This window comes from Sphingomonas silueang (assembly GCF_040049155.1).
Classification (GTDB): Bacteria; Pseudomonadota; Alphaproteobacteria; order Sphingomonadales; family Sphingomonadaceae; genus Sphingomonas; species Sphingomonas silueang.
Genome location: NZ_JBDZDK010000024.1, coordinates 42,113 through 60,567, shown reverse-complemented (window position 1 = coordinate 60,567; position 18,455 = coordinate 42,113). Strand labels below are relative to the sequence as shown.

Annotated in this window: 14 protein-coding genes; all 14 read right to left on the bottom strand. The window is 62.7% G+C overall.

What is annotated here, in order from left to right:
• Positions 1-207: 207 nt before the first annotated feature.
• The 14 genes from ABLE43_RS17860 to ABLE43_RS17795 all read right to left on the bottom strand — a co-directional run bounded on the left by ABLE43_RS17860 (position 208) and on the right by ABLE43_RS17795 (position 18,419).
• Positions 208-729: a hypothetical protein gene (locus tag ABLE43_RS17860; RefSeq protein ID WP_348979679.1), complete on the bottom strand. Its 522-nt coding sequence runs from the start codon at positions 727-729 to the stop codon at positions 208-210.
• Complete coding sequence (gene dpdH, locus ABLE43_RS17855; RefSeq protein WP_348979678.1) at positions 719-3,760, bottom strand: protein DpdH; 3,042 nt, start codon at positions 3,758-3,760, stop codon at positions 719-721. The genes ABLE43_RS17860 and dpdH overlap by 11 nt, the downstream gene beginning before the upstream one ends.
• On the bottom strand, positions 3,757-4,671 hold the full coding sequence (dpdG, locus tag ABLE43_RS17850) for a protein DpdG (protein WP_348979677.1): 915 nt from the start codon (positions 4,669-4,671) through the stop codon (positions 3,757-3,759). Before dpdG ends, dpdH begins: the two co-directional genes overlap by 4 nt.
• Positions 4,668-7,163: a protein DpdF gene (gene dpdF, locus ABLE43_RS17845; protein ID WP_348979676.1), complete on the bottom strand. Its 2,496-nt coding sequence runs from the start codon at positions 7,161-7,163 to the stop codon at positions 4,668-4,670. The genes dpdG and dpdF overlap by 4 nt, the downstream gene beginning before the upstream one ends.
• Positions 7,156-10,317, bottom strand: a complete 3,162-nt coding sequence (gene dpdE / locus ABLE43_RS17840) for a protein DpdE (protein ID WP_348979675.1) — start codon at positions 10,315-10,317, stop codon at positions 7,156-7,158. The genes dpdF and dpdE overlap by 8 nt, the downstream gene beginning before the upstream one ends.
• Positions 10,318-10,511: 194 nt before the next feature.
• Positions 10,512-11,303: an HAD family hydrolase gene (locus ABLE43_RS17835; RefSeq protein ID WP_348979674.1), complete on the bottom strand. Its 792-nt coding sequence runs from the start codon at positions 11,301-11,303 to the stop codon at positions 10,512-10,514.
• Positions 11,300-12,286, bottom strand: a complete 987-nt coding sequence (locus tag ABLE43_RS17830; protein WP_348979673.1) for a hypothetical protein — start codon at positions 12,284-12,286, stop codon at positions 11,300-11,302. The genes ABLE43_RS17835 and ABLE43_RS17830 overlap by 4 nt, the downstream gene beginning before the upstream one ends.
• On the bottom strand, positions 12,286-12,984 hold the full coding sequence (gene queC / locus ABLE43_RS17825) for a 7-cyano-7-deazaguanine synthase QueC (protein ID WP_348979672.1): 699 nt from the start codon (positions 12,982-12,984) through the stop codon (positions 12,286-12,288). The genes ABLE43_RS17830 and queC overlap by 1 nt, the downstream gene beginning before the upstream one ends.
• Positions 12,981-13,355, bottom strand: a complete 375-nt coding sequence (locus ABLE43_RS17820) for a 6-pyruvoyl trahydropterin synthase family protein (protein ID WP_348979671.1) — start codon at positions 13,353-13,355, stop codon at positions 12,981-12,983. Before ABLE43_RS17820 ends, queC begins: the two co-directional genes overlap by 4 nt.
• Positions 13,355-13,987, bottom strand: coding sequence for a 7-carboxy-7-deazaguanine synthase (gene queE, locus ABLE43_RS17815; protein WP_348979670.1), 633 nt, complete (start codon positions 13,985-13,987; stop codon positions 13,355-13,357). Before queE ends, ABLE43_RS17820 begins: the two co-directional genes overlap by 1 nt.
• Positions 13,984-15,069, bottom strand: coding sequence for a DGQHR domain-containing protein DpdB (gene dbpB / locus ABLE43_RS17810; RefSeq protein ID WP_348979669.1), 1,086 nt, complete (start codon positions 15,067-15,069; stop codon positions 13,984-13,986). Before dbpB (ABLE43_RS17810) ends, queE begins: the two co-directional genes overlap by 4 nt.
• Positions 15,032-16,363: a tRNA-guanine transglycosylase DpdA gene (dpdA, locus tag ABLE43_RS17805; RefSeq protein WP_348979668.1), complete on the bottom strand. Its 1,332-nt coding sequence runs from the start codon at positions 16,361-16,363 to the stop codon at positions 15,032-15,034. The genes dbpB (ABLE43_RS17810) and dpdA overlap by 38 nt, the downstream gene beginning before the upstream one ends.
• Positions 16,360-17,475 carry a DGQHR domain-containing protein DpdB gene (gene dbpB / locus ABLE43_RS17800; protein WP_348979667.1) on the bottom strand — a complete coding sequence of 372 codons (1,116 nt, stop codon included), beginning with the start codon at positions 17,473-17,475 and terminating at the stop codon, positions 16,360-16,362. The genes dpdA and dbpB (ABLE43_RS17800) overlap by 4 nt, the downstream gene beginning before the upstream one ends.
• Entirely contained in the window at positions 17,472-18,419 is a 948-nt protein-coding gene (locus tag ABLE43_RS17795; protein ID WP_348979666.1) for a hypothetical protein, read from the bottom strand. The genes dbpB (ABLE43_RS17800) and ABLE43_RS17795 overlap by 4 nt, the downstream gene beginning before the upstream one ends.
• Positions 18,420-18,455 lie beyond the last annotated feature (36 nt).

Here is an 18,455-nt window from a genome sequence, read left to right as displayed (position 1 = left end):
CGGCGCCCGGATCGCCTTGCGCACCACCTTGCGCGACAGGTGCAGGTCCCGCGCTATCGCCTTGATGGCCTTCCCCGACGCGTGCTCGCGCCGGATCCTCAACACCGTCTCCAATACCAGCATTCCGATCTCGCCGCCTGACACACCGCCAAGCGAACAGCCTAGACCACCGGGATGAGGGGTCCTTTTTCGACGCCGATCACCCCGCTACCGGGGTCCCTTTTCCACGCCGATCCACAGGTCTGCGCCAAAGGCTGCCGCATCGTTGCGGATTTGCGTGATCCTGGCGACGCTCGTCCTGAACTGCGGGATCCGGGCGAGCGCGCTCAAGACATCGTCCGCACCGAAGGTAGCGCGCCGGCCCACATAGGCCTTCCACGCTTCGCTTGCCGCCTTGTGGCCGGCGGTGGCGATGCCATTCAAGCGATCGATGAACGCATATTTGATGTCGAACGGCGGATCGTTGAGTTTTCCCGGATCCGCCTTGATCGTCTCGCGCAACACGCGTGCCTTGTCGGCATAGCCCAGACCATCACCCGGCTCGAAATCGACCGGCACGCCGGCTTCAGCCAGCGCGGCCAAGGTCTCGCGCAGTCGTGTCATCAGCATCGACAGCGTGGCAAACTGGGTTGCGCGCGTGGCGAACTGATCGGCTTCCTCGGCAGTGTTCTTGAGCTTCTGATAGGTGTTGATCTTCGTTGCCAATGTGGCGGCGCGTTCAAGCAACATCAGCATGCTCCCTGTCCGCGCCCGATAGGGCAACAAGATCGGCTTCGATCGCGGCTAACGACCTGTCGATCTGCTCCAGGCTGGCGGCCAAGGCGCCGTGTTTTGCATCCAGGCTCTGGCTGGTCGCGCCGATATTCTGGTCCACGGTATCGAGAAACGCTTGTGCCGCTGCGGCCAACGCCGTTCCCCCTTCCACCGCACTTCGGCGCCCCCGCCCGAAGTGTGAAAGTGCGGCTATGGCATCCGGTTCCTTGGCAAGCGCGCGCGCTGCCGACATCGAATCGTCGAAATGCACCGACCTGAAGCGATCAAGTTCCTCTCCCAATATGCGTGAAGTGTTGCTGGTGCCGATCCCAGCCTCAGCGACGGCTTTGCGTGCAGCATCCAGCACACTCAGGATCTGGGCCCGATTTGCTGCCGCCCCGAAAGCGTCCTCCATGGCTCCGAGCCAGGCTTGGCGAACGGCCAGCTCCGATGCCGCCGCGGCAGCAATACCGTTTTTGATTTCACGATAGGTCTTGGCAAGTTCCTGAGTATCGCCGTCGGGCGGTTGCAACCGAAGCTGATATTTGGCCTGACGGAGATCCCGGATCGGGCCCAGGACTCGACCGGGATTGAGCATCGTACGGGCCTGGCCGCCCTTCATGCTCGACATTTGTGAGCGTGCGATATCGGCGAGCTTTTCCCGGTTTCTGACGAGTGTGCCGTAAAGCGCCTTCATTTCAGGGGCGGTGCTCGCGCATTCAGTCGCCCAGCTCGCACTGAACGCTGCGTCGATCATATCGGCGATCGAGGCGTCGGGCTTGATCCTGCCGCCGATCGCTGCCCCGACACATAAAAGCTCGGTCGCGGCGGCCGCCTGGTTCCACTGCGGCGTCGGTTGGCAGATCGCACGCAATTGCGCTTCAACGCTGCGCGCCCAGATCTCCACGCAATCGAGGAACGCGGCAAGCATCTTCTCGCCATCGGGAAATTCCCAGCGGAACTGGTCCTTGCTTGCGCGCAGCACGCCTTGCAGTGCCGCTGCCGCGGTTGCCGGCCGAACCAGATCGCCCGGAATTATGAGCTTCACGAGGATATCGGAGCGGACCTGGGTGGTCTGGCGGTCAAAACTGATACTGGCGGTCTGGAATGGCTTGCCGGTCTTTCCTGCGAAGCTCGCCTTGGCCAGCCCCATCATGTCCCAGTCGATTGCATTCGATACGGCCGAGAAAACGAGCAGCCGGAGATTGGTTGCGACTGTCTGGTCCAGTCCGTCGCCGCCAATCCACTGCGCTATCAGCAAATCTTCCTTGCTGGCGGGCGGCTGCTGCGGCCCGTTCGTGACGGGGACATCGACGGCGAGGTCTGCCGGCTTGGCGGCAGCGGCGCCAGGAATTTCGGGAACCTCGAATGCTGCTCGAAGCCGATCGTCGAGATTGGCGATCGCGCCGGTACCGTCATAGAGTTCGAGAAACGCGGCCCAGCGCTGAAAATTCTGGGGATTCCGGTTTGCGAGTTCATCCTGCGCGACGACAGGGAGGGCGTTAATGCCGCCGAGCTTCTCCAGCAACTTGAACGAGGGAAATTTGCCGGTCGCGATATCAGGTGCAAAATTGTCGAGGACTTCGACGAGCAGGTCGTTCTGCAGAATCCGTGGATTGAGTCTCTCGGGCATCGATGCATCGGCGCGCGAGGCGGCGTTCCACAGAGATTGCTCGGTGAACGGATAGAGCCCGTAGCCGTCGACATCACCGAAGATCGCATGGCATTCGGGTTGGTGGATGCAGACGTCACATTTTGAACGCGGATTTTCCCCGGGCGCCGCTGCATCGCTCCATTGCTCGATGCCCTCTCGGCCCAAGCGGACAGCATTGAGATATCGGGAGGTGAAATGGCTTAAGGAGGTCCTGGTCACCGCGCCGCCGTCGGCTCGACCCGCAGAGCGATCCATATCGACGATATGAGTGGTGCGCATATAGGCGGTTTCGGCGACACTCTGGAAGAAGCCGGTAGTGACCGCGATGGCCGTTCGCATCTTGCACAGCCGATCATCGCCCTGCGAGGTGATAGCCTGCAGCACCGCACGATCGATCCCCTGCAAGCGGGCAAACTCTTCTACGAGGAGAACTAGCTCCTGCCCCTCAGTCTTGAGGTAGCTGCGCAGCCGGGCCATCAGTTCTTCGACACGGTCACCCGAAAAGCTCAGCGTGCGCGCCACTGCGCGATCCAGATTGCGATTGATGATTCGGATCGCGAGCGGAAGATGAACCGCTGGATCGAGTTCGATGATGTCGATTACGTCGCGTGCGAGGCGCGAAGCCTGCGCGAAATCCATGCCGCCGAGTGGAAGGTCGCTGTCGACGAAAGCGCGGCGCTGGTCGGGGCGGTCCCGCGCATTGGAAGGCGCGAAGATATGGTCGACGATGTCGGCAATGACCGTGTTGTCGCCCAGAAAATGCGCTTCGCGCATATGGGGATCCTGGAAGAGATTGGGCAGACACACCGCCAACTCTCTCTCGATCTCATCGGCCTCGGCCGGCAGCACTTCCTCGCGGATAACCTGGGCGAGGTCATTGAGCAGCTGCTGTTTTTGATCATTGCGGCTTTGGGTGCCGTCGCCGGCCGACTGGAGCGTTTCGAGAAAACTTCCCTGCTGCTCCGGGGGAAGTCTATCAATGATCATCCTGACGATGTTGCGCAGGCTGGTGCCCGATTTGCGCACCACCAGCACGACACGCTCTTTGGACGGCTTGATGTTAAGCCGCATCCAGTGAACCAGATGCGACTTTCCAGAACCGGTTTCACCGAGGATCGCCGCAAGCGCATGCGGGCGATCGTCGCGCAGGAAATCCTCGAGAAAGACGGCTGGAGTCATGTCGGCCCATGAGGCTTCGCCAATCTCCTGAAAGGACTTGCCGACCTGAGGGCTGACCTTCAAATCCCAGTCGCTGTGAACCGCCCGGAACAGGCTGTCGCTAATGTGTTCGGCGAACGGATTGATGATCTGACGGACGGCGCGAGGATCCCAGCACAGATAGTTGCGCATCATGCGGCGTCCCGTAGCGCGATGCGGCTGACCCGGCCCTCGCGTGACCCAAAGTCGAGAATGCGCGCCGCGGCGTCCGCGACGCTCGTCATGGTCAAGCGCTGGCGATCGCTCAGACGCTGAAGAGCAAGGCTGGTGGCGATCGACAGGCGCTTGTCTCCATCGACGAGGGGTGTGAGTCGCATCCCTTCGAAGTCCTGGCGAGCGCTGCCCGTTTCGAACACCGGGAAGATCGCCGCCAACCGCGTGACGAACTGCTCTACGGGCAATTCATTCGTTTCGGCAAAGATGGCCGGAAGCGCGCCTTCTATAGCTTCGAGCGGATCGGGGATTACCCGGCGTGTCGTGAGATCCTCGGCATTGTTGCCGCCACCGACGATGGTCGCGAAGCCGAGATAACGGCTCCAGTAGAGAAAGCTCTGCCAGCCGGCATAGTCCGCAATCTCAAACTTCGAAGCATGATCACCAATCAGGGCCCTCAACTCGTTGATCGGCTCTTTTGAGAAGTTCATCGGTCGGAGCGGGCTGGTGCTGAGAAACCACGAAAGGGCGGTCATATACCCGGATTGTCTGGTGTCTGCCGCGCGCGTCGGATCGAACAAGGTGCGGCGCATATAAGCGCGAAAATAGGTCTCGCTGTCGCGTCCCTTTTTCCCGCCCCCACGGGCATCGCTGGTCAATCGTAGCTTGCCGTCAATCTCTTCCACGAGACCGATGCGGCGCGCTTCAGCGAGCGTATTGCTGAACAGGGTGGTGGTCGATTCTCCCTCTTCGCCGCCGCGATTTCTCAAGGAAGGTGGTGTCGCCCAAGCTTCCAGACGATCTTTTACTTCTCCGCTCTCGCTATCGAACAACGCTGCATAAATGGCGTATAGCCGGCTGGGTACAGCTTCGAATGTTGTAACAATGCTCATTGCGCCACTCTTGCGTTGAATTCGTCTAGCGTCAGCGTCCGGCCACCGAAGACATCCTTCAGTCTGCGGCCATCAGGCGCGGGTTGATCGATCGGCGCCAGGAATATCCGGGGATTGTCGGCCCTCGACACCAGATTCTGCGGTTCCAGAACCTGTTGGTCGCCTACCATTACAAGTTCGGGGCCGCGCGGCAGTCGTGACAAGGCGAGCGATGGGAGATCGCTGACGAAGAAAGCCGCTTTTTCCGCGAACTTGAGCACGCGGTCCATGTCGAACGGTTGCGGCCCGAGCGTGATTAGCTTGGAGAGGCGCGCCTTCTGGAGGCGCTGCAGGGTCTCGCCGAGACGGCGTGAAGAATTTCGCGTAAGGGCGCCTGGATCATAGCTGACGAGCAGGCGCAAGTCGCGATCCAGCAGATTTGCGATCAGAGGGTCGAGCGGTTCAGCCCAGGGACTACGCGGTTCTCCGACCGGCACGGAGTTCAGACGACAAGCCTCGTCGAAGCGGCAACGGCTGCAGCGACTGCACACACGCCCGACCCGATTGGCGCCATAGAGTTCTTCGAGAATAGTCGCCGGACAGCGCATATTGCGAAGAAATTCACGCATAAGGTCGAGATTGCGCTTGGCGGCCAGCCATCCGATCCGCCGGACCGGTTCCACGCGCTCCTGCCACAACGCCTTGTCGAGATGGTGATCGTTGATGATTTCGATCTCCAGCCAATCGCCCTCTTGCTGGATCCTTGGATAGGGCGTGCCCAGCAGGCGAACTATGCCGGCGCGCGCCATCAGCGCCACGGTGCGAAGATTCCAATCGGTGTTCGCGTCACCGAACATGTCGATATCGCGCTCGTCGGTACCCGGCCGTCCGTCGATCCGCACGGCGAAGCGCCCGTCGCCAAAGCGCGTCTTGCGGGCGAACATCGCCGCCCAGCGATGATAGCCGCGATCGACGCTGATGACTTGTTGGGCGTTGATCCGCTCGGCGATCGCCACGTCCTTGGTTGTGGGCACGATCAGCGAGAGCGCGGCCTTGCCGTCGCGCCCACCTCGTCCAACTTCCTGATAGAAACGGTCGAGCGTCTCCGGCACGCATGCATGTATGACGCTGCGGGCGTGGGCATAGTCGATGCCAAGGCCGAAGGCAGATGTGCCGACAACGATATCGAGCGCGCCGTCGCGCCACTGACCGACAATTTCCTCACGCTCGGCGCGGCTGGTCTTGCCGTGAAGCTTGCGCACGCGGCGAAAGCCCGCATCGGTCAGGCGGGTGAACCAGGCGTTCGCGGCCGGAACCTCGGTCACGTAGAGAACCGCTGGTCGAGGTACGTGATGAAGCGCCTCAAGAACCTGGCTGATGCGGTTCGCTTCACTGGCGAACGGGGCAATCCAATAGTCTGGTTCGGGGCGCAACTGAACAGCTGCCAGGCTCTCGAAAGCGTCCTCGGCGCCAAACAGTGATCGGAGCGTCTCCAGAGACGAGTCCGTCAGCGTCGCGGACAGCATGATCGTGCGCAGCGCTTGCCCCTCCGGGGCTGCGGACAGCAGTTCGCGCCGCAGGCCGCTCAGTTCCTGGAACTCGGTTCGGAATCCGGTTCCCCATTGGTCGACGAGATGCGCTTCGTCGATGACGATCGCGCGGAGCAGGCCCGCTTCCGCGGCACGCCGCAAAGAGTCGCGCAAACGACCACAGGCGGCTTCGGGCGATGCAAAGCAAAGTCCCTGGGTGCCATCGGCGATTCGCTCGGCAATGATGCCGTTCTGGACGTCATTGCCGCCCTGGAATGCTAGTGGCCGCGATAAGCCGCAAACCTCGACCGCTTCATTTTCATGATTGACCCCCAGAGCGACCGTCGGGACAATCACCAAAGTCACGCCGCGGTTCTCGGCCTGGTCCGCGCCAACGAAACCAACGGTCTGGACGAGTTGGAAGATCATACTCTTCCCTTCCCCGGTCGGAAGGGCAATGACGATACTTCCTCCAGTCGGCGTTGAAAGCGCGGCGCGCACGGCGGCGCGCTGCCCACGGCTACGATAGGACGTGCGCCCGACCGCTGCGAGCAGGGGATCGCCTTCGCAACCTGCCATGTTGAACGCGCGGCGCTTCGTCTCGGACGCGGCATAGGTGTCGACGCCCTCGCCGACATCGGAAAGCCAGGCGGGTTTCCAGGGCAGAAGGGTTACCAGTCGCGTCTGATCGGCTGCGGCCGCGCGCAAGCCGGTCCGCTCCCACAATGCAAAGCCGTCGAACCGCGGATGCGAAACGGTAACGGCAGGTGATACGGCCGCGCCGCGACGGACATGTTCGTGCGTCAGCGCCTGACGGAGCAGCACGGCGAGGTCGAGCGCACTCGCGATGCGCCTCGGATCGATCAGCGCGCAACGCAAACGCTCGATTGCCGGCGAGCGCGCCTGCCAGTCTACGCCGCTGTCGGCGCGATCGAGCAGCCGGCTCAGTGCCAGGAAGGCATCATGGCCGTCGAGTTCAGCCATGGCTGGATTCCGCCGCAATCCCTTTACCCAGGACCAGGCATCCCATCGCGTCAAGCCGGATCGCAGGCGCCGAGATACTCGGCAGGATCGATTCGATGAGTGCGATATCCTCGCGTGCCATGGCATCACCGGCAGAGTGACGCCGCTGGAGGCGATTTTTGCGCCGCTGCAGGTCCCCAGATGCGAGGGCCGTTGCAGTTTTGATTGCCTGCTCGACGCTTGGCTGCTGCGACAGAAGATGACGCGCTTCGTCGCGCACGCGCCGGCAGGCGGTTTCGAAGGCCGAAGGCTCGATGAACTCGGCGAGGATGTTCGGCCGGCTTCCCAAGTTGAGATCGGCGCTCGCGCCTTTGCCCTCAGCGCCATAAGGCTTGGATAAAATCTCGAGCAGCATCGGATCGGTGACCGGATCACCGTTGATGTCGATGAAGAGAATATGCTCGCTTTGAGGAAAATAGCGCTGCGCTCGACGGAAACTCGCCAATTCGGAGCGTGACGGCGCCAGCAGATCTACCATCTGCAGATTTGGCTCGATCGTGAAGCAAAGCTTGAACCCGATCCAGGCATCCTCGAGGCCGGGAACAGTGCGATATGTGATGAAGGCTGTTCCGCGATCGTCCCAGCGCGTGAAGCGCATAACGGCGTCAATCAACGGTGTCCCGGGTCGCAGCAAGGTCACGCCCGCACGCCGCGTCGCGATTCGACGTTTCCAGCTCAATGCCTCGCTGTCGTCGAGTTCAAATTGCTGTTGCCATGGTAGCTTGGGAATCAAGGTCTGCTTGGCGATTGCCAGTTTGAATGGGTCCTCGGCCGGCCAGGCATATGGCCGCTTCACCATCTGCAGCGTGGCGACCAGCCACTGATCTACACCCGCCTCGAGCGCTGCTTCGTCAGCCTCGGCATCATCAAGCGCCCCGATGAACGTCTCGACAGGCTCCTCCGCCAGCGCGATGCGATCGAGCGCATATTGTTCGTCCTGCGATTTGCGCTCGTCCACAATTTGAGCCCGGATATCGGCCGCAAGTGCCGCAAGCGCATCCGAGCCGCGCATAAGCAACGTTTCGAATGCCCGCGCTTCGAAGGCCTCCAGCAGAAACTGGACGTCGCTGATCGAGCGGTGGAAGATGGATAACCCTTCGGCGAGCCAGCTATACCAGGCCGCCCAAGGGCTGCCGTCCTCATCGGAAGGGAGCAGGATTCGGTGCCGAATGATGCCCTGCGTGCGCCCATAGCGGTCCAGCCGACCGATGCGTTGCTCGACCCTGCTCGCGCTCAGCGGCAGATCGAGATGGACGATCGCATCCGCAAAACTGAGGTTGAGACCTTCCTCGGCCGAGCGATCCACCGTCAGAATCGCGGCCTTCTGCGCGAGAGCGAATTGGCTCTCGGCGCCCTCTTCAAACTCGTCCTCGGTTTCAGCCTGGTCCGCCTTCGAAAGCAGCAGGCACAGCGCCCCCTGGACGGCGCTTTCCAAGGCTTCGTGAAATGCCTCTGCCAAAGCGGGTGCCGTCGCGAACACGACGATCTTGGGGTGCGGGACCTCGGCACCAAGCGTGCTGACCAACCGGCGGACGCTTTCGATCATGGTGTCGATGCGACCGATATCGTCAACTGCCTCGGCATGTTCCCGCAACGCATCCAGAATTTCGGCCTCACCTGCGAACAAGGGGCTGGCGTCGGCAAGCAACAGGCGTAGTGCGTCGCGACCTTCTCCGATTGCACTCAGCAAGTCTCGATAGCGTGACACGAGCGAGGCGTTCCCGAGATCATGATCGACGAGGGAGTCGACCGCTGCTGCTCGCCAGTCTTCGAGTGTCGCGAGCAGGACCGCCAAATCGTCGCTTGGATCGCCTTCCGTACGGACATGCGTCAGCGCCTCGCCATCAGGCCCACGCGAGCGAAATTCCCATCCTTGCGCGTCCGCACGTCGCGATCGGATCAGCCGCTGGTGGATGCGATAGCTGTCGGCGATATGCTCCTTGAGCGCGCCGCATAGATCGACCAGGCGTTCGGGCGCATCGCGCGTGGCGGCAATCATCTGCGGCGCCAGTTCCTGCACGACAGTGTCGTCGGGGAATATCCGGCCGAGTTCAGCGCCACGCTGCCGCAACACGAGGCCAGACCCGTCCGGGTCGAGACTGAGGAGCAACCGGCCAATTGCTCTCCTTTGCTCCAGTTTGGCGCGAAATCCCTCCAGATCTTCAAGCGGATGGGTCAAGGGATCGAGCAAGTTGAGAAGCGCCAGAAATCTCGCTTCCTCGCCAAGTGGCGGTGTCGCCGAGAGCAGCAGCAGGACGGGAACATCCTCGGCAAGTTCGCGCAGGCGTGCCGCCGATTTGGCCAAAGCCCCGCTCTCTACCCCTACGAGGTGGTGGGCCTCGTCGATTACCAGAACATCGGGTCTCCGCCTCACCTGTGCGATCTCCGTATGCGAACAGCATTCGAAAGCCTCGCCGAATTGATCGAGGCGCAGCTTCGTAGTGAGTTCTCGACGCCACTGGCTGCAAAGCGCGGGCGGGGTGGCGATCAGCACCTCGGTTTCAGGATTGTCGATCAGATGCTGGCGAATGATCAGCCCGGCCTCGATTGTCTTGCCGAGACCAACCTCGTCGGCCAGCAAATAGCGCTGGATGGGATCGCTCAGGACGCGCCGAACTGCGGCAACCTGATGCGGGACGAAATCGATGCCTGCCGAGAGCAGCGAAGTCAGACCTTGTGCAGCGCTGGTGAGAGTCCGAAGCGGCGCCAGGGCGGCTTGGCGACGGTCATGGAGGAACTGGCTCTCGGCACCTCCTGCAGCCAGTATCTCAGCAGGATCTTCAGGTGCGCTCCATGGTCGAACGACCAAGTCGATCTCGCTGACGTCCCTCCGTTTTCCGTTGGGAAAGCGTACCTCGTAGGTAACGAGCCCGTTTTCCTGCTGGAGATAGTCGCTGATCCGGCCGACACGCATCCGGTCGCCGTCGAGGACATAGGCACGCGTCTGAGGACTGAGGAAAGCGCGCTCGACTTCCGCTATATCGCAGTCGATGTCTTCACTGCGCTGAATAGAATAGAAGACCGAAACAGTGCAGCGGCCATTAGCCGCAGATTGCAGCTTCCCGACGCCCTTTTGGCCGGGCAGACCGACAAGCATCCCCCTAAACAGGTGCATCCCCCTTCGGCTAGCGACCCCCGCTGTCGCGCCGTGATCAGCATCTTACCTGGAGAGGGTTGAGAACCAATCAAAAAGTGGATGATCTATATTCCAATCTGGTGCTCGATCGTCTCAAACTTTCATGCTTGCTCGCATTGAGCCCGCTGGCCGCTTGGCTCCGGCGCCGCTTTCGTCGTTCCGGCGGGGCCTGATTAGCTCGCGGCCGCCCTACGCGGCTCGTCGGCAAGCTCCGCCTCGACGATGCCGGGCACTTCGGCGAAGCTTCGGATCACGTGATCGGGCCGCACAGCTTTAGCGTCCGGCGCCCAGCTTGGACGGAAGCCACCGGGGAAATAGATCGTCCGGAGCCCGGCGGCCCGCGCGGGCGCGATATCCCGGTCGAGCTGATCACCGACCATGAAGGCACGCCTGGGCGCCCCGGTCAGCGACATAACCCGCCGGTAAAGCGTCGGCGCTTTGGGCCCTTCCACGATCCGGTCGAAAAAGGAGCGAAGGCCAAGGCGCTCGGCGTTGCCTTCGACTTTCGGCCTGGCGCCCTCCGTCACGACCAGCAACAGATATCCTGCCGCTTCAAGCGCTCTTAGCCCTTCGGATACGCCTGGTCTGATCGCCGGCGCTGTACCAAGAGCGGCAAAGAAGGCGGCTTCGATCTCGCCGGCCGTGTCATCGGCGATTGCGTAGGAATGGCCGCCACGCCATGCGCCGCGCGCGGCATCGTCGGCACTAGCCCCCTTCAGGGCCAGTTCGAGCCCGCGTACCAACAGCCGCGGCGGGTATCTGAGGCCCGCATGATGACGTTGCGCCAGAGCCTGATCGACCGCGCGAACGAACCCCAGACGATCATCTGCGCCCGCCGGGCGGGAAAGCCGCTCCTCCGTCGCGTCCAATAGCGCGAGCTGCGCTTCGGCGAACACTGCGTCGGTGTCCCACAAGGTGTTGTCGGCGTCGATGAAGATGGTGGCTCGCTCGGGCGCCGCACTCATCGCGTTCCTCCCGCGTTGGCAGGCGCCGGCTGAGCTATGATCTGGACGGGAAGCGGCTGGGGCGCCTTGATCACTTCGACCTTGCTCGCCTGAGCCGCTGGCTTGGTCGGCTTGATCATGGATTGCGAAAACGTCAGCAGTACGATGTAGATCAGCAGACAGCGAAGGGCCCATGCCAAAAGGCTCTGTGCTGGCTGAAGGTAACGTAGCTTGTCCGCGGCCTTGGCGGCGACCAGATACGCCTCCACGACATAGTTCTTCAGATACTCGATCTTGAGGTCAGGCCGAAGCGTGGCGGCCAGCTTGCCGCTCGCATCCGCCACGGTCACGAACGAATTCGCCCATCCCGCCGGCGTCACGCCGATGATCTCGCGAAAGAAGAGGAACGACTTTGTGGGCCCGGCCTGTTTCGCCACGGTCGCGGTAGCCGGGTATTTGAATCGGGTGCGCGTCGCATGGAAGGTTACCAGCGCGCCGCCGAGAGCGAACAATACGAAGGCAAGAAAAGCGAGATAAGTGAACAGCAACAGCCAATAGGTCCCGCCCGCCTGATCGGCGAGAGTGCGCAGCGGATAATCGGTGGCGAAGCTGGCAAAGAATGCGCCCGCCAGCGCGGTCAGGAAGGTCGTGACGGTCAGCAGCCGCGTGGCTTTGCCATCCTGATATTCGGTTTGGGCCTTGGCTTCCTCAAGCGATGCCTTGGCCAGATCGATCGCGTCGTCGAGCGCGTCGTCGGTCGGGTCGAGCGTGTCCCAATGCTCCATCGCCCCGCCGGGTCCGACAAGTTGCGCGACGATCTGCTCCGGTGTGACGCTTTTGCTGGGCTCACCCAGCCGCGGATAGAAACCGAGCGGGATGTCGAAGAACGAGCGCACCGCAGCACCGGGCATCCACAGGCTCGCGCCCGTCCTGACCTTCGCCGACGTGACCGATGCATCACCCGGCGCTGGGGAAGTCGCAGCGGTGGCAATCGGCTCGTTCACTATGCGCCTTCCCGAAATGCCGAATAGCCGCGCGCGCGCAGTTCGCACGCAGGGCAATCTCCACAACCATAGCCCCAATCATGCAGATGTGCGCGTTCACCGACATAGCAGGTGTGGGTGTCGGTACGGACAAGTTCGACCAGGTCCTCGCCGCCGATCGTTTTTGCGAGCCGCCAGGTCGCCGCCTTGTCGAGCCACATCAGCGGCGTGTGGATGACCGAGCGGTTGCCCATGCCGAGGTTGAGCGTGACCTGGAGCGATTTCAGCGTGTCATCCCGGCAATCGGGATATCCCGAATAATCGGTCTCGCACATGCCCCCGACCATGTGGCGCAGTTCGCGCCGATAGGCGAGCGCCGCGGCCAGGTTGAAGAAGAGCAGGTTGCGCCCCGGCACGAACGTGTTCGGCAGACCGTCCTGTCGCAGCCCGATCTCGGCATCCCGCGTCAGCGCGGTTTCGCTCACCTGTCCGAGTACGGACAAGTCCAGCATATGGTCGGGCCCGAGCCGAGCCGCCCATTCCGGGTTGAGACCGGTAAGCGCTTCGCGAAAGCTCGTTCGGCACTCGAGCTCGACGCGGTGGCGCTGGCCATAATCGAAGCCGACCGTCTCCACGCGATCGAAGCGCTCGAGCGCCCAGGCGAGGCACGTCGCCGAGTCCTGGCCGCCGGAGAACAGAACCAGCGCGCCCTCGCTCATGCCGCGACTTCCTCTCCCCAATAGACGCAGGTCTCGCCACTCGAATCGCGGTGTACCGCGACCTTGTGCAGATTGGCGATCGTCGGATGAAGCCGATCCCAGATCCAGCGGCTGAGATTCTCCATCGTCGCCGGGCCAAGGTCGTTGATCTCGTCGAGAAAGCGGTGATCGAGCGCGTCGCGCGCATCCTCCATCGCACGCTCGAGCAGCCCCAGGTCGATGATCATCCCGGTCGCCGGATCGGGGCGGCCGCGCACCGTGACTTCCGCGCGGTAGCTATGCCCGTGAATGCGGCGGCTGGACTCGGTCTCGATCGAGCGCTCGAGCGTGTGCGCGGCGTCGAAACGGAATTGCTTGCTCAGTTCGAACATCAGCGGATCCCGATCATCTTGTGCGACTGGAGCGACAGGCGCCAGCGCGGGTTTTGCGACACATAGGCGATGGTGGCGGCGAGATTTTCTCCGGCAGTCGGCGAATCCATCGGCTGGAGGAAGAAATGCTCGAAATGGAGATCCTCGAAGCTCGCCGGATCGGCGGCGGACTGCGGGTAGACCAGCTTGATCTCGTTGCCGGCGCGAAGCACCAGTTCGGACCCCGCCTTGGGGCTGACACAGAGCCAGTCGATCCCATCGGGTGCAGCCTGGGTTCCGTTGGTCTCGACCCCGATCTCGAAGCCGCGGCGGTGCAGCGCATCGACAAGCGCCGCGTCGACCTGAAGCAGCGGCTCGCCCCCGGTCAGCACGACATAACGCTGCGCGGATCCTTCGCCCCATGCTGAGGCGATCGCCTCCGCCAGCGCCTCGGCATCGGCAAAGCGGCCGCCGCCGGTCCCGTCCATGCCGACGAAATCGGTGTCGCAGAAGGTGCAGATTGCCTTTGCCCGGTCCCGCTCGAGCCCGGACCAGAGATTGCATCCTGTGAAACGGCAGAACACGGCGGCGCGGCCCGCCTGCGCGCCTTCGCCTTGTAGCGTCCGGAAAATCTCTTTGACCGCGTAGCTCATGCGCTGGCCGCCCGATCGAGCAACGGCGCGGGCGCGGCCTTCTCGCGACGGCGCAGATCCGCCTTCACGACCCCCACGAGATAATGTTTGAGGAGTGCTACGTCGCGATTGACGTTCTGGAGCGCGTTCCAGCGGCGCACCTCGCCACCGAAGTCCCATTCGCCCGACGTCCAGGCCGTCCTTCCCTTTAGGCAGACGAGCCCTTCCTGGAATTCGTCGATCGAACGAGCGTCGGCGCGCTGGGCGAGGACTTCCATGACGTCGCCGAGCGCCTGGATCCCGGCACCGTGCAGCAGACGCGAGGTCGACGGCTTATGGCCGTGCCAGTCGAGCGGGAAGACGCGCTTCACCGCATCGAAGAAGTTGGAGACCAGCCGCACGCAGCGATCCTCGCCCTTCGGCGTGCGGACAAGCTCACGCATCACGCCGTTGGTCAGCGATTCCATGATGACCTTCTGCATCACGGTATCGGAAATGACGCCCTCGGGCATCGTATGCTGCTTGATATAGCCCCTGAGCGCAGTGTTCTCGAAGTTGAGCCGGGCGGTGATGTCGGCGGCGGTCGAACGGCGCGAGAGTCGCGGCGGCAGGTCGTCGACCGTCGGCAGCAGCTCGTAGATCAGCGACTTGGGCAGCGGTTTGGTGTTGTTGATCAGCACGAACTGGCGCCGCAGTTCCGCTTCATCCCGGCAGATCAGTGCCGACACGAACACCTCAAAGTCGCGGTCGAGATCGGCGAGTGCCGACAGGCGCTGCTGGCCGTCGACCACCAATCCTGGCGGGCCCGCGCTCACGTCGATGTGGAACATTGAAGCTCCTCCGTCGCGGGTCTCGACCGCGACCCCTTCGATGAAGGCGACGACGATCGGGTTGGGGAGCACGGCATTGGGCTTTTCGAGATAGTCGCGGATCTCGCGAATATGCGCCGCCACTTGCGGCCGCTGGAACCCGCTGAGCTCCCCCTGTACGCTGCGCCCGATCCGGTCGATCGCGGCAAAGCGCAGGATGTCGCCCGCTCGTGCGGCGAAAGTGAAGAGCTGATGCTCATCGCTCTGCTGTGCACAGATGGCGAGATAGGTCATCGGGTCGGTCGACGGCACGCTTCAAATCCAATCGTTCGATGTGTTCGTGATAAATTGCGAGGTTGTGAATCCCGCGGCGCTTGTTCCTGTTGCTTCCGCGGAAAATGATGACTTCGACCCCCGCGGTCGAGCAGATCGGGCAGCTGCATTGTTGCCACGGCTTCTCAACCAGCGTCTCCCGATAGCGCGCGGCAAGACGCGCCAGCAAAGGGCTGCCCGCGCACTCTTCGTACGGCTTCTCCTCGACCAGCGCCGCGCTGTAGACGAGCACGGCGTCGAGAACATCGCCTATTTCCGCAGCTCCTGCGTCATAGGCGCGCAGCGACGAGAGCGCCGCGCTTTCCATCGCCACCAGATCTTCGGCACGAAAGACCCCCTTCTTTACCGCTCGCTGGAGCTTGGGGTTCTCGAGCGCCTGGGGGATGCGGATCGAGGTGAAATAGCGCAGCCCCAAGTCCTCGCCCGGCAAATAGTAATTTTGTTTCGCGTCCTTGAAGGCGCGAATGAGTGGCGAGGTCGTGTCGAAGCTCGCGATATCGAAGCCATGAAAGCCATCGATATCGTCCGCCTTGGCGAAGCCGAGGATATGCAGTCGGGTCGATGGCGGAACCGCGTCGCGGATCGCCGCCAGGCATAATTTGATCTCGGGCGACTTCAGCGGGACCATGCCGCCGAGCGCCAGATAGTCATAGCCCATGGCGACCAGCCGGCGCGCAGCTTCCGCCATGCTGCCGGGCGACCAGCCTTGTACCACGCCCATCGGCACGAAGCTCGCATCGATCGCCAGCGCCTCGCGGCGAAAGGCGTCGGCGTTTTCGAGCGTGATATCGAAGCGGGCCTTGGCGTCGTCGCTGCCGCCGGACATGCCCGTGCCCTCGGCCTCGAAGTCGAAGATGATATGGTCGACCGACGCTCCGTGGGTGAAGCCGCACTCGTCATAAAATTCGGCCATCTCGACGGCGCTGTAGGGCGGCCGCTCGTCCTGGACGTAGGTGAAGGCGCCGCAGTCTCCGAAGATGTCGAGTTTCGCGAACTGCGGCTTGTCGAGACGCAGGAATTTGCGCGCGCCGACCAGATGGAAGCGCCGCGCTTGGCTCGCGGTATATTTTCCTTTGACGCGGTGATCCCCGATGATGCCACGCGAGACCAGCACCCCGTCATAGGGAGCGTAGCCCAATATCTCGTGCGGATAAGCGTCGTCCCAATAGGGCTGGCGCTCCGCCGGGCTGCGGTCGGCGATGAAGTCGAAGGCCGGATCGACATAGTCGAGGCTGTCGGCGAAGATGAACTTCATGTCCGCACCCGCGCGAGCTTGCGGTCGATGCGGCATAGATGCTCGGCAAGGCGCTGGATGTCCTGGGACGTCGACTGGACCTGGTTCCATTTGAGGCCGAGCTCATCCCACTCGCCGCCGGTCCAGCGGCAATGCGGCGCCAGGCGTTCGAGCGACGTGCGAACCTCCAGTTCCGGATCGGCGGTACTGTCCGCGCGCACCATGATCTGGTCCATCACCACGCCCATCGCGCGGATACCGGCCGAGTGCATCAACCGGCTTTGCGTGCTCTTCTTGCCCCAGGCATCCGGAAAGGCGTCGCGCACTGCCGACCAATAGATGAAAAGCGTCCGGTACATCGCGTCGGTGTCGACCTCATCGCCGCCGCGATATTGCGACAGCGCTCCCATCGACGATTTCAGATTCTGCCCAATCGCAGCGCGGAGCGAGGAATCGGTAATCACCCCGACGTTTGCCGGATCCGACTTGCGCTTCAGCATCTTGTAGAAGGGCGAGTTGGAATCCTTCGCCAGTTCATCGGTCAGCACGCTCGGCAGTCGGCGCTCCTCGAGATCCCTCGGCAAGAGCCCGCCGACTTTGGGAAGAAGTTCGTCGATCAGCCGCGGCGACAGCGGCTTCGCCTTGTTGACGAGAATGAACTGCTCGCGTGCGGTTGCGAGATCTGCGCTCAGGAAGCCCACGACCGGCACGACGTGCGTGTCGTTCCGGGCCTGGGCCAGAGCGAGAGAACGTTGCTGGCCGTCGACGATCCATGCGGCGCGCTTGCCTTCGGTCCGCACGGGAATGGTGATGACGCCGCCGTCGCTGATGTCCGAGCAATCCTTGACCCCGCGTCCGCGAACCGACCGGAACGTGACGTCCGACGAGAAGGCCAGAATGATCGCATTGGGAAACAGGACGGGTCCGGAATCGAGGAACTCGACGATCGAGCGGACGTGATCCTTGACCTCGGGCCGCTGAAAGCCCTCGAGCTCATCGTTCGAGCGTCCGACGCGGTTGATGTCCGCAATGCGCGCGACGTCGGCGCCTCGCAGGAAGAAGGAGAAGACTTCGATATCGTTGCCTTGCCGCGTGCGTGTCGCGCGGACGCTCAGCTTTTCTGCTCGCGTCATGCCGCACTTCCCCGTTCTTCGCGCATGCCGCGCACCAGCCCCGCAAAGCGGCCCTGCTCGCACGCGATCCCGAGTTCGTCGCGAAGAAGCCGGAGCATTCGCGTCGACCGCCCGCCCATTGCCTCCCAGTGCGTCGCGAGGATCGCGCGCAGTTCGGCATCCGTTTTGCGGGCTCCAGAGGTTCTGACGGGCCGGCTCCAGTTCGCAAGCGCGGCTTCGACCGCCTCGGCATGTTGCCCGGCCGTCTGGCCCTCATTGCCCGGGAGGATCCGGGTGGCGAAGTGCCGCAGCGCTCTTGGCGCGAAATTGGACCGCGTGCCCTTGTACGGGCTTTGAGGACCGTCGAGCCGGTCGTCATAGGGCATTTGCAGGTGCGCGAGCGCCGCCGGCGCGCGCGATCCGGAGAACAGGCGAACCCGGTCTAGCAGCTGCTCCGGAAGGGCTAGGAGCTCCTCCCGAATCATCTCCAGATACGCTTGCGGAAGCGCGATCAGACAGGGCCCGTGGGTCGCGAGGATTATGGTCTTGAGCGACCGGGCGAAGGGCGATCGGTCTTGCAGCCAGCGCCACCAGGTATCGGCGTTCGTGCCGTCCCCCAGCTTGCCGAGAATATCGTCGTCACCGGCGAGCACCGACGCCGCATAATGCGGAACCTCGGCATCCGCCGCGATCAAACCGAGACCGGCGGAGACGATAAAATGGGGATAGCCCGAATCTTGTGCGGCACGCCTGCTTTCGGCATGGCTCCCGCCTTGATAGAGTTTGGCCGCGCGCGTCAGGTCCTCTACCGCGCTCAGAGCGGCGACCCAGCTGCTTCCCACGACCTCGATCGCGCCCGAGCGGATATCGGCGGCGCTGACCTGTGCAGTGCCCAGTTTCTTCTTGGTACAGGCAGTGATGAGGATAGGCATGACATAAACTGCAGCACGGTCGAGCGATGCCATGTCATATACTCGATCAAGCGTGCAATCCAGCGCGCA

What these genes read in the sequence shown, in the direction of transcription:
- dbpB (WP_348979667.1), bottom strand. Translation starts at nt 17,475, where the DNA reads ATGACGCGAGCAGAAAAGCTGAGCGTCCGCGCGACACGCACGCGGCAA.
- dpdF (WP_348979676.1), bottom strand. Translation starts at nt 7,163, where the DNA reads ATGGCTGAACTCGACGGCCATGATGCCTTCCTGGCACTGAGCCGGCTG.
- dpdG (WP_348979677.1), bottom strand. Translation starts at nt 4,671, where the DNA reads ATGAGCATTGTTACAACATTCGAAGCTGTACCCAGCCGGCTATACGCC.
- ABLE43_RS17860 (WP_348979679.1), bottom strand. Translation starts at nt 729, where the DNA reads ATGTTGCTTGAACGCGCCGCCACATTGGCAACGAAGATCAACACCTAT.
- queE (WP_348979670.1), bottom strand. Translation starts at nt 13,987, where the DNA reads ATGAGCTACGCGGTCAAAGAGATTTTCCGGACGCTACAAGGCGAAGGC.
- dpdA (WP_348979668.1), bottom strand. Translation starts at nt 16,363, where the DNA reads ATGAAGTTCATCTTCGCCGACAGCCTCGACTATGTCGATCCGGCCTTC.
- dpdH (WP_348979678.1), bottom strand. Translation starts at nt 3,760, where the DNA reads ATGATGCGCAACTATCTGTGCTGGGATCCTCGCGCCGTCCGTCAGATC.
- ABLE43_RS17835 (WP_348979674.1), bottom strand. Translation starts at nt 11,303, where the DNA reads ATGAGTGCGGCGCCCGAGCGAGCCACCATCTTCATCGACGCCGACAAC.
- ABLE43_RS17820 (WP_348979671.1), bottom strand. Translation starts at nt 13,355, where the DNA reads ATGTTCGAACTGAGCAAGCAATTCCGTTTCGACGCCGCGCACACGCTC.
- queC (WP_348979672.1), bottom strand. Translation starts at nt 12,984, where the DNA reads ATGAGCGAGGGCGCGCTGGTTCTGTTCTCCGGCGGCCAGGACTCGGCG.
- ABLE43_RS17795 (WP_348979666.1), bottom strand. Translation starts at nt 18,419, where the DNA reads ATGGCATCGCTCGACCGTGCTGCAGTTTATGTCATGCCTATCCTCATC.
- dpdE (WP_348979675.1), bottom strand. Translation starts at nt 10,317, where the DNA reads ATGCACCTGTTTAGGGGGATGCTTGTCGGTCTGCCCGGCCAAAAGGGC.
- dbpB (WP_348979669.1), bottom strand. Translation starts at nt 15,069, where the DNA reads ATGACCTATCTCGCCATCTGTGCACAGCAGAGCGATGAGCATCAGCTC.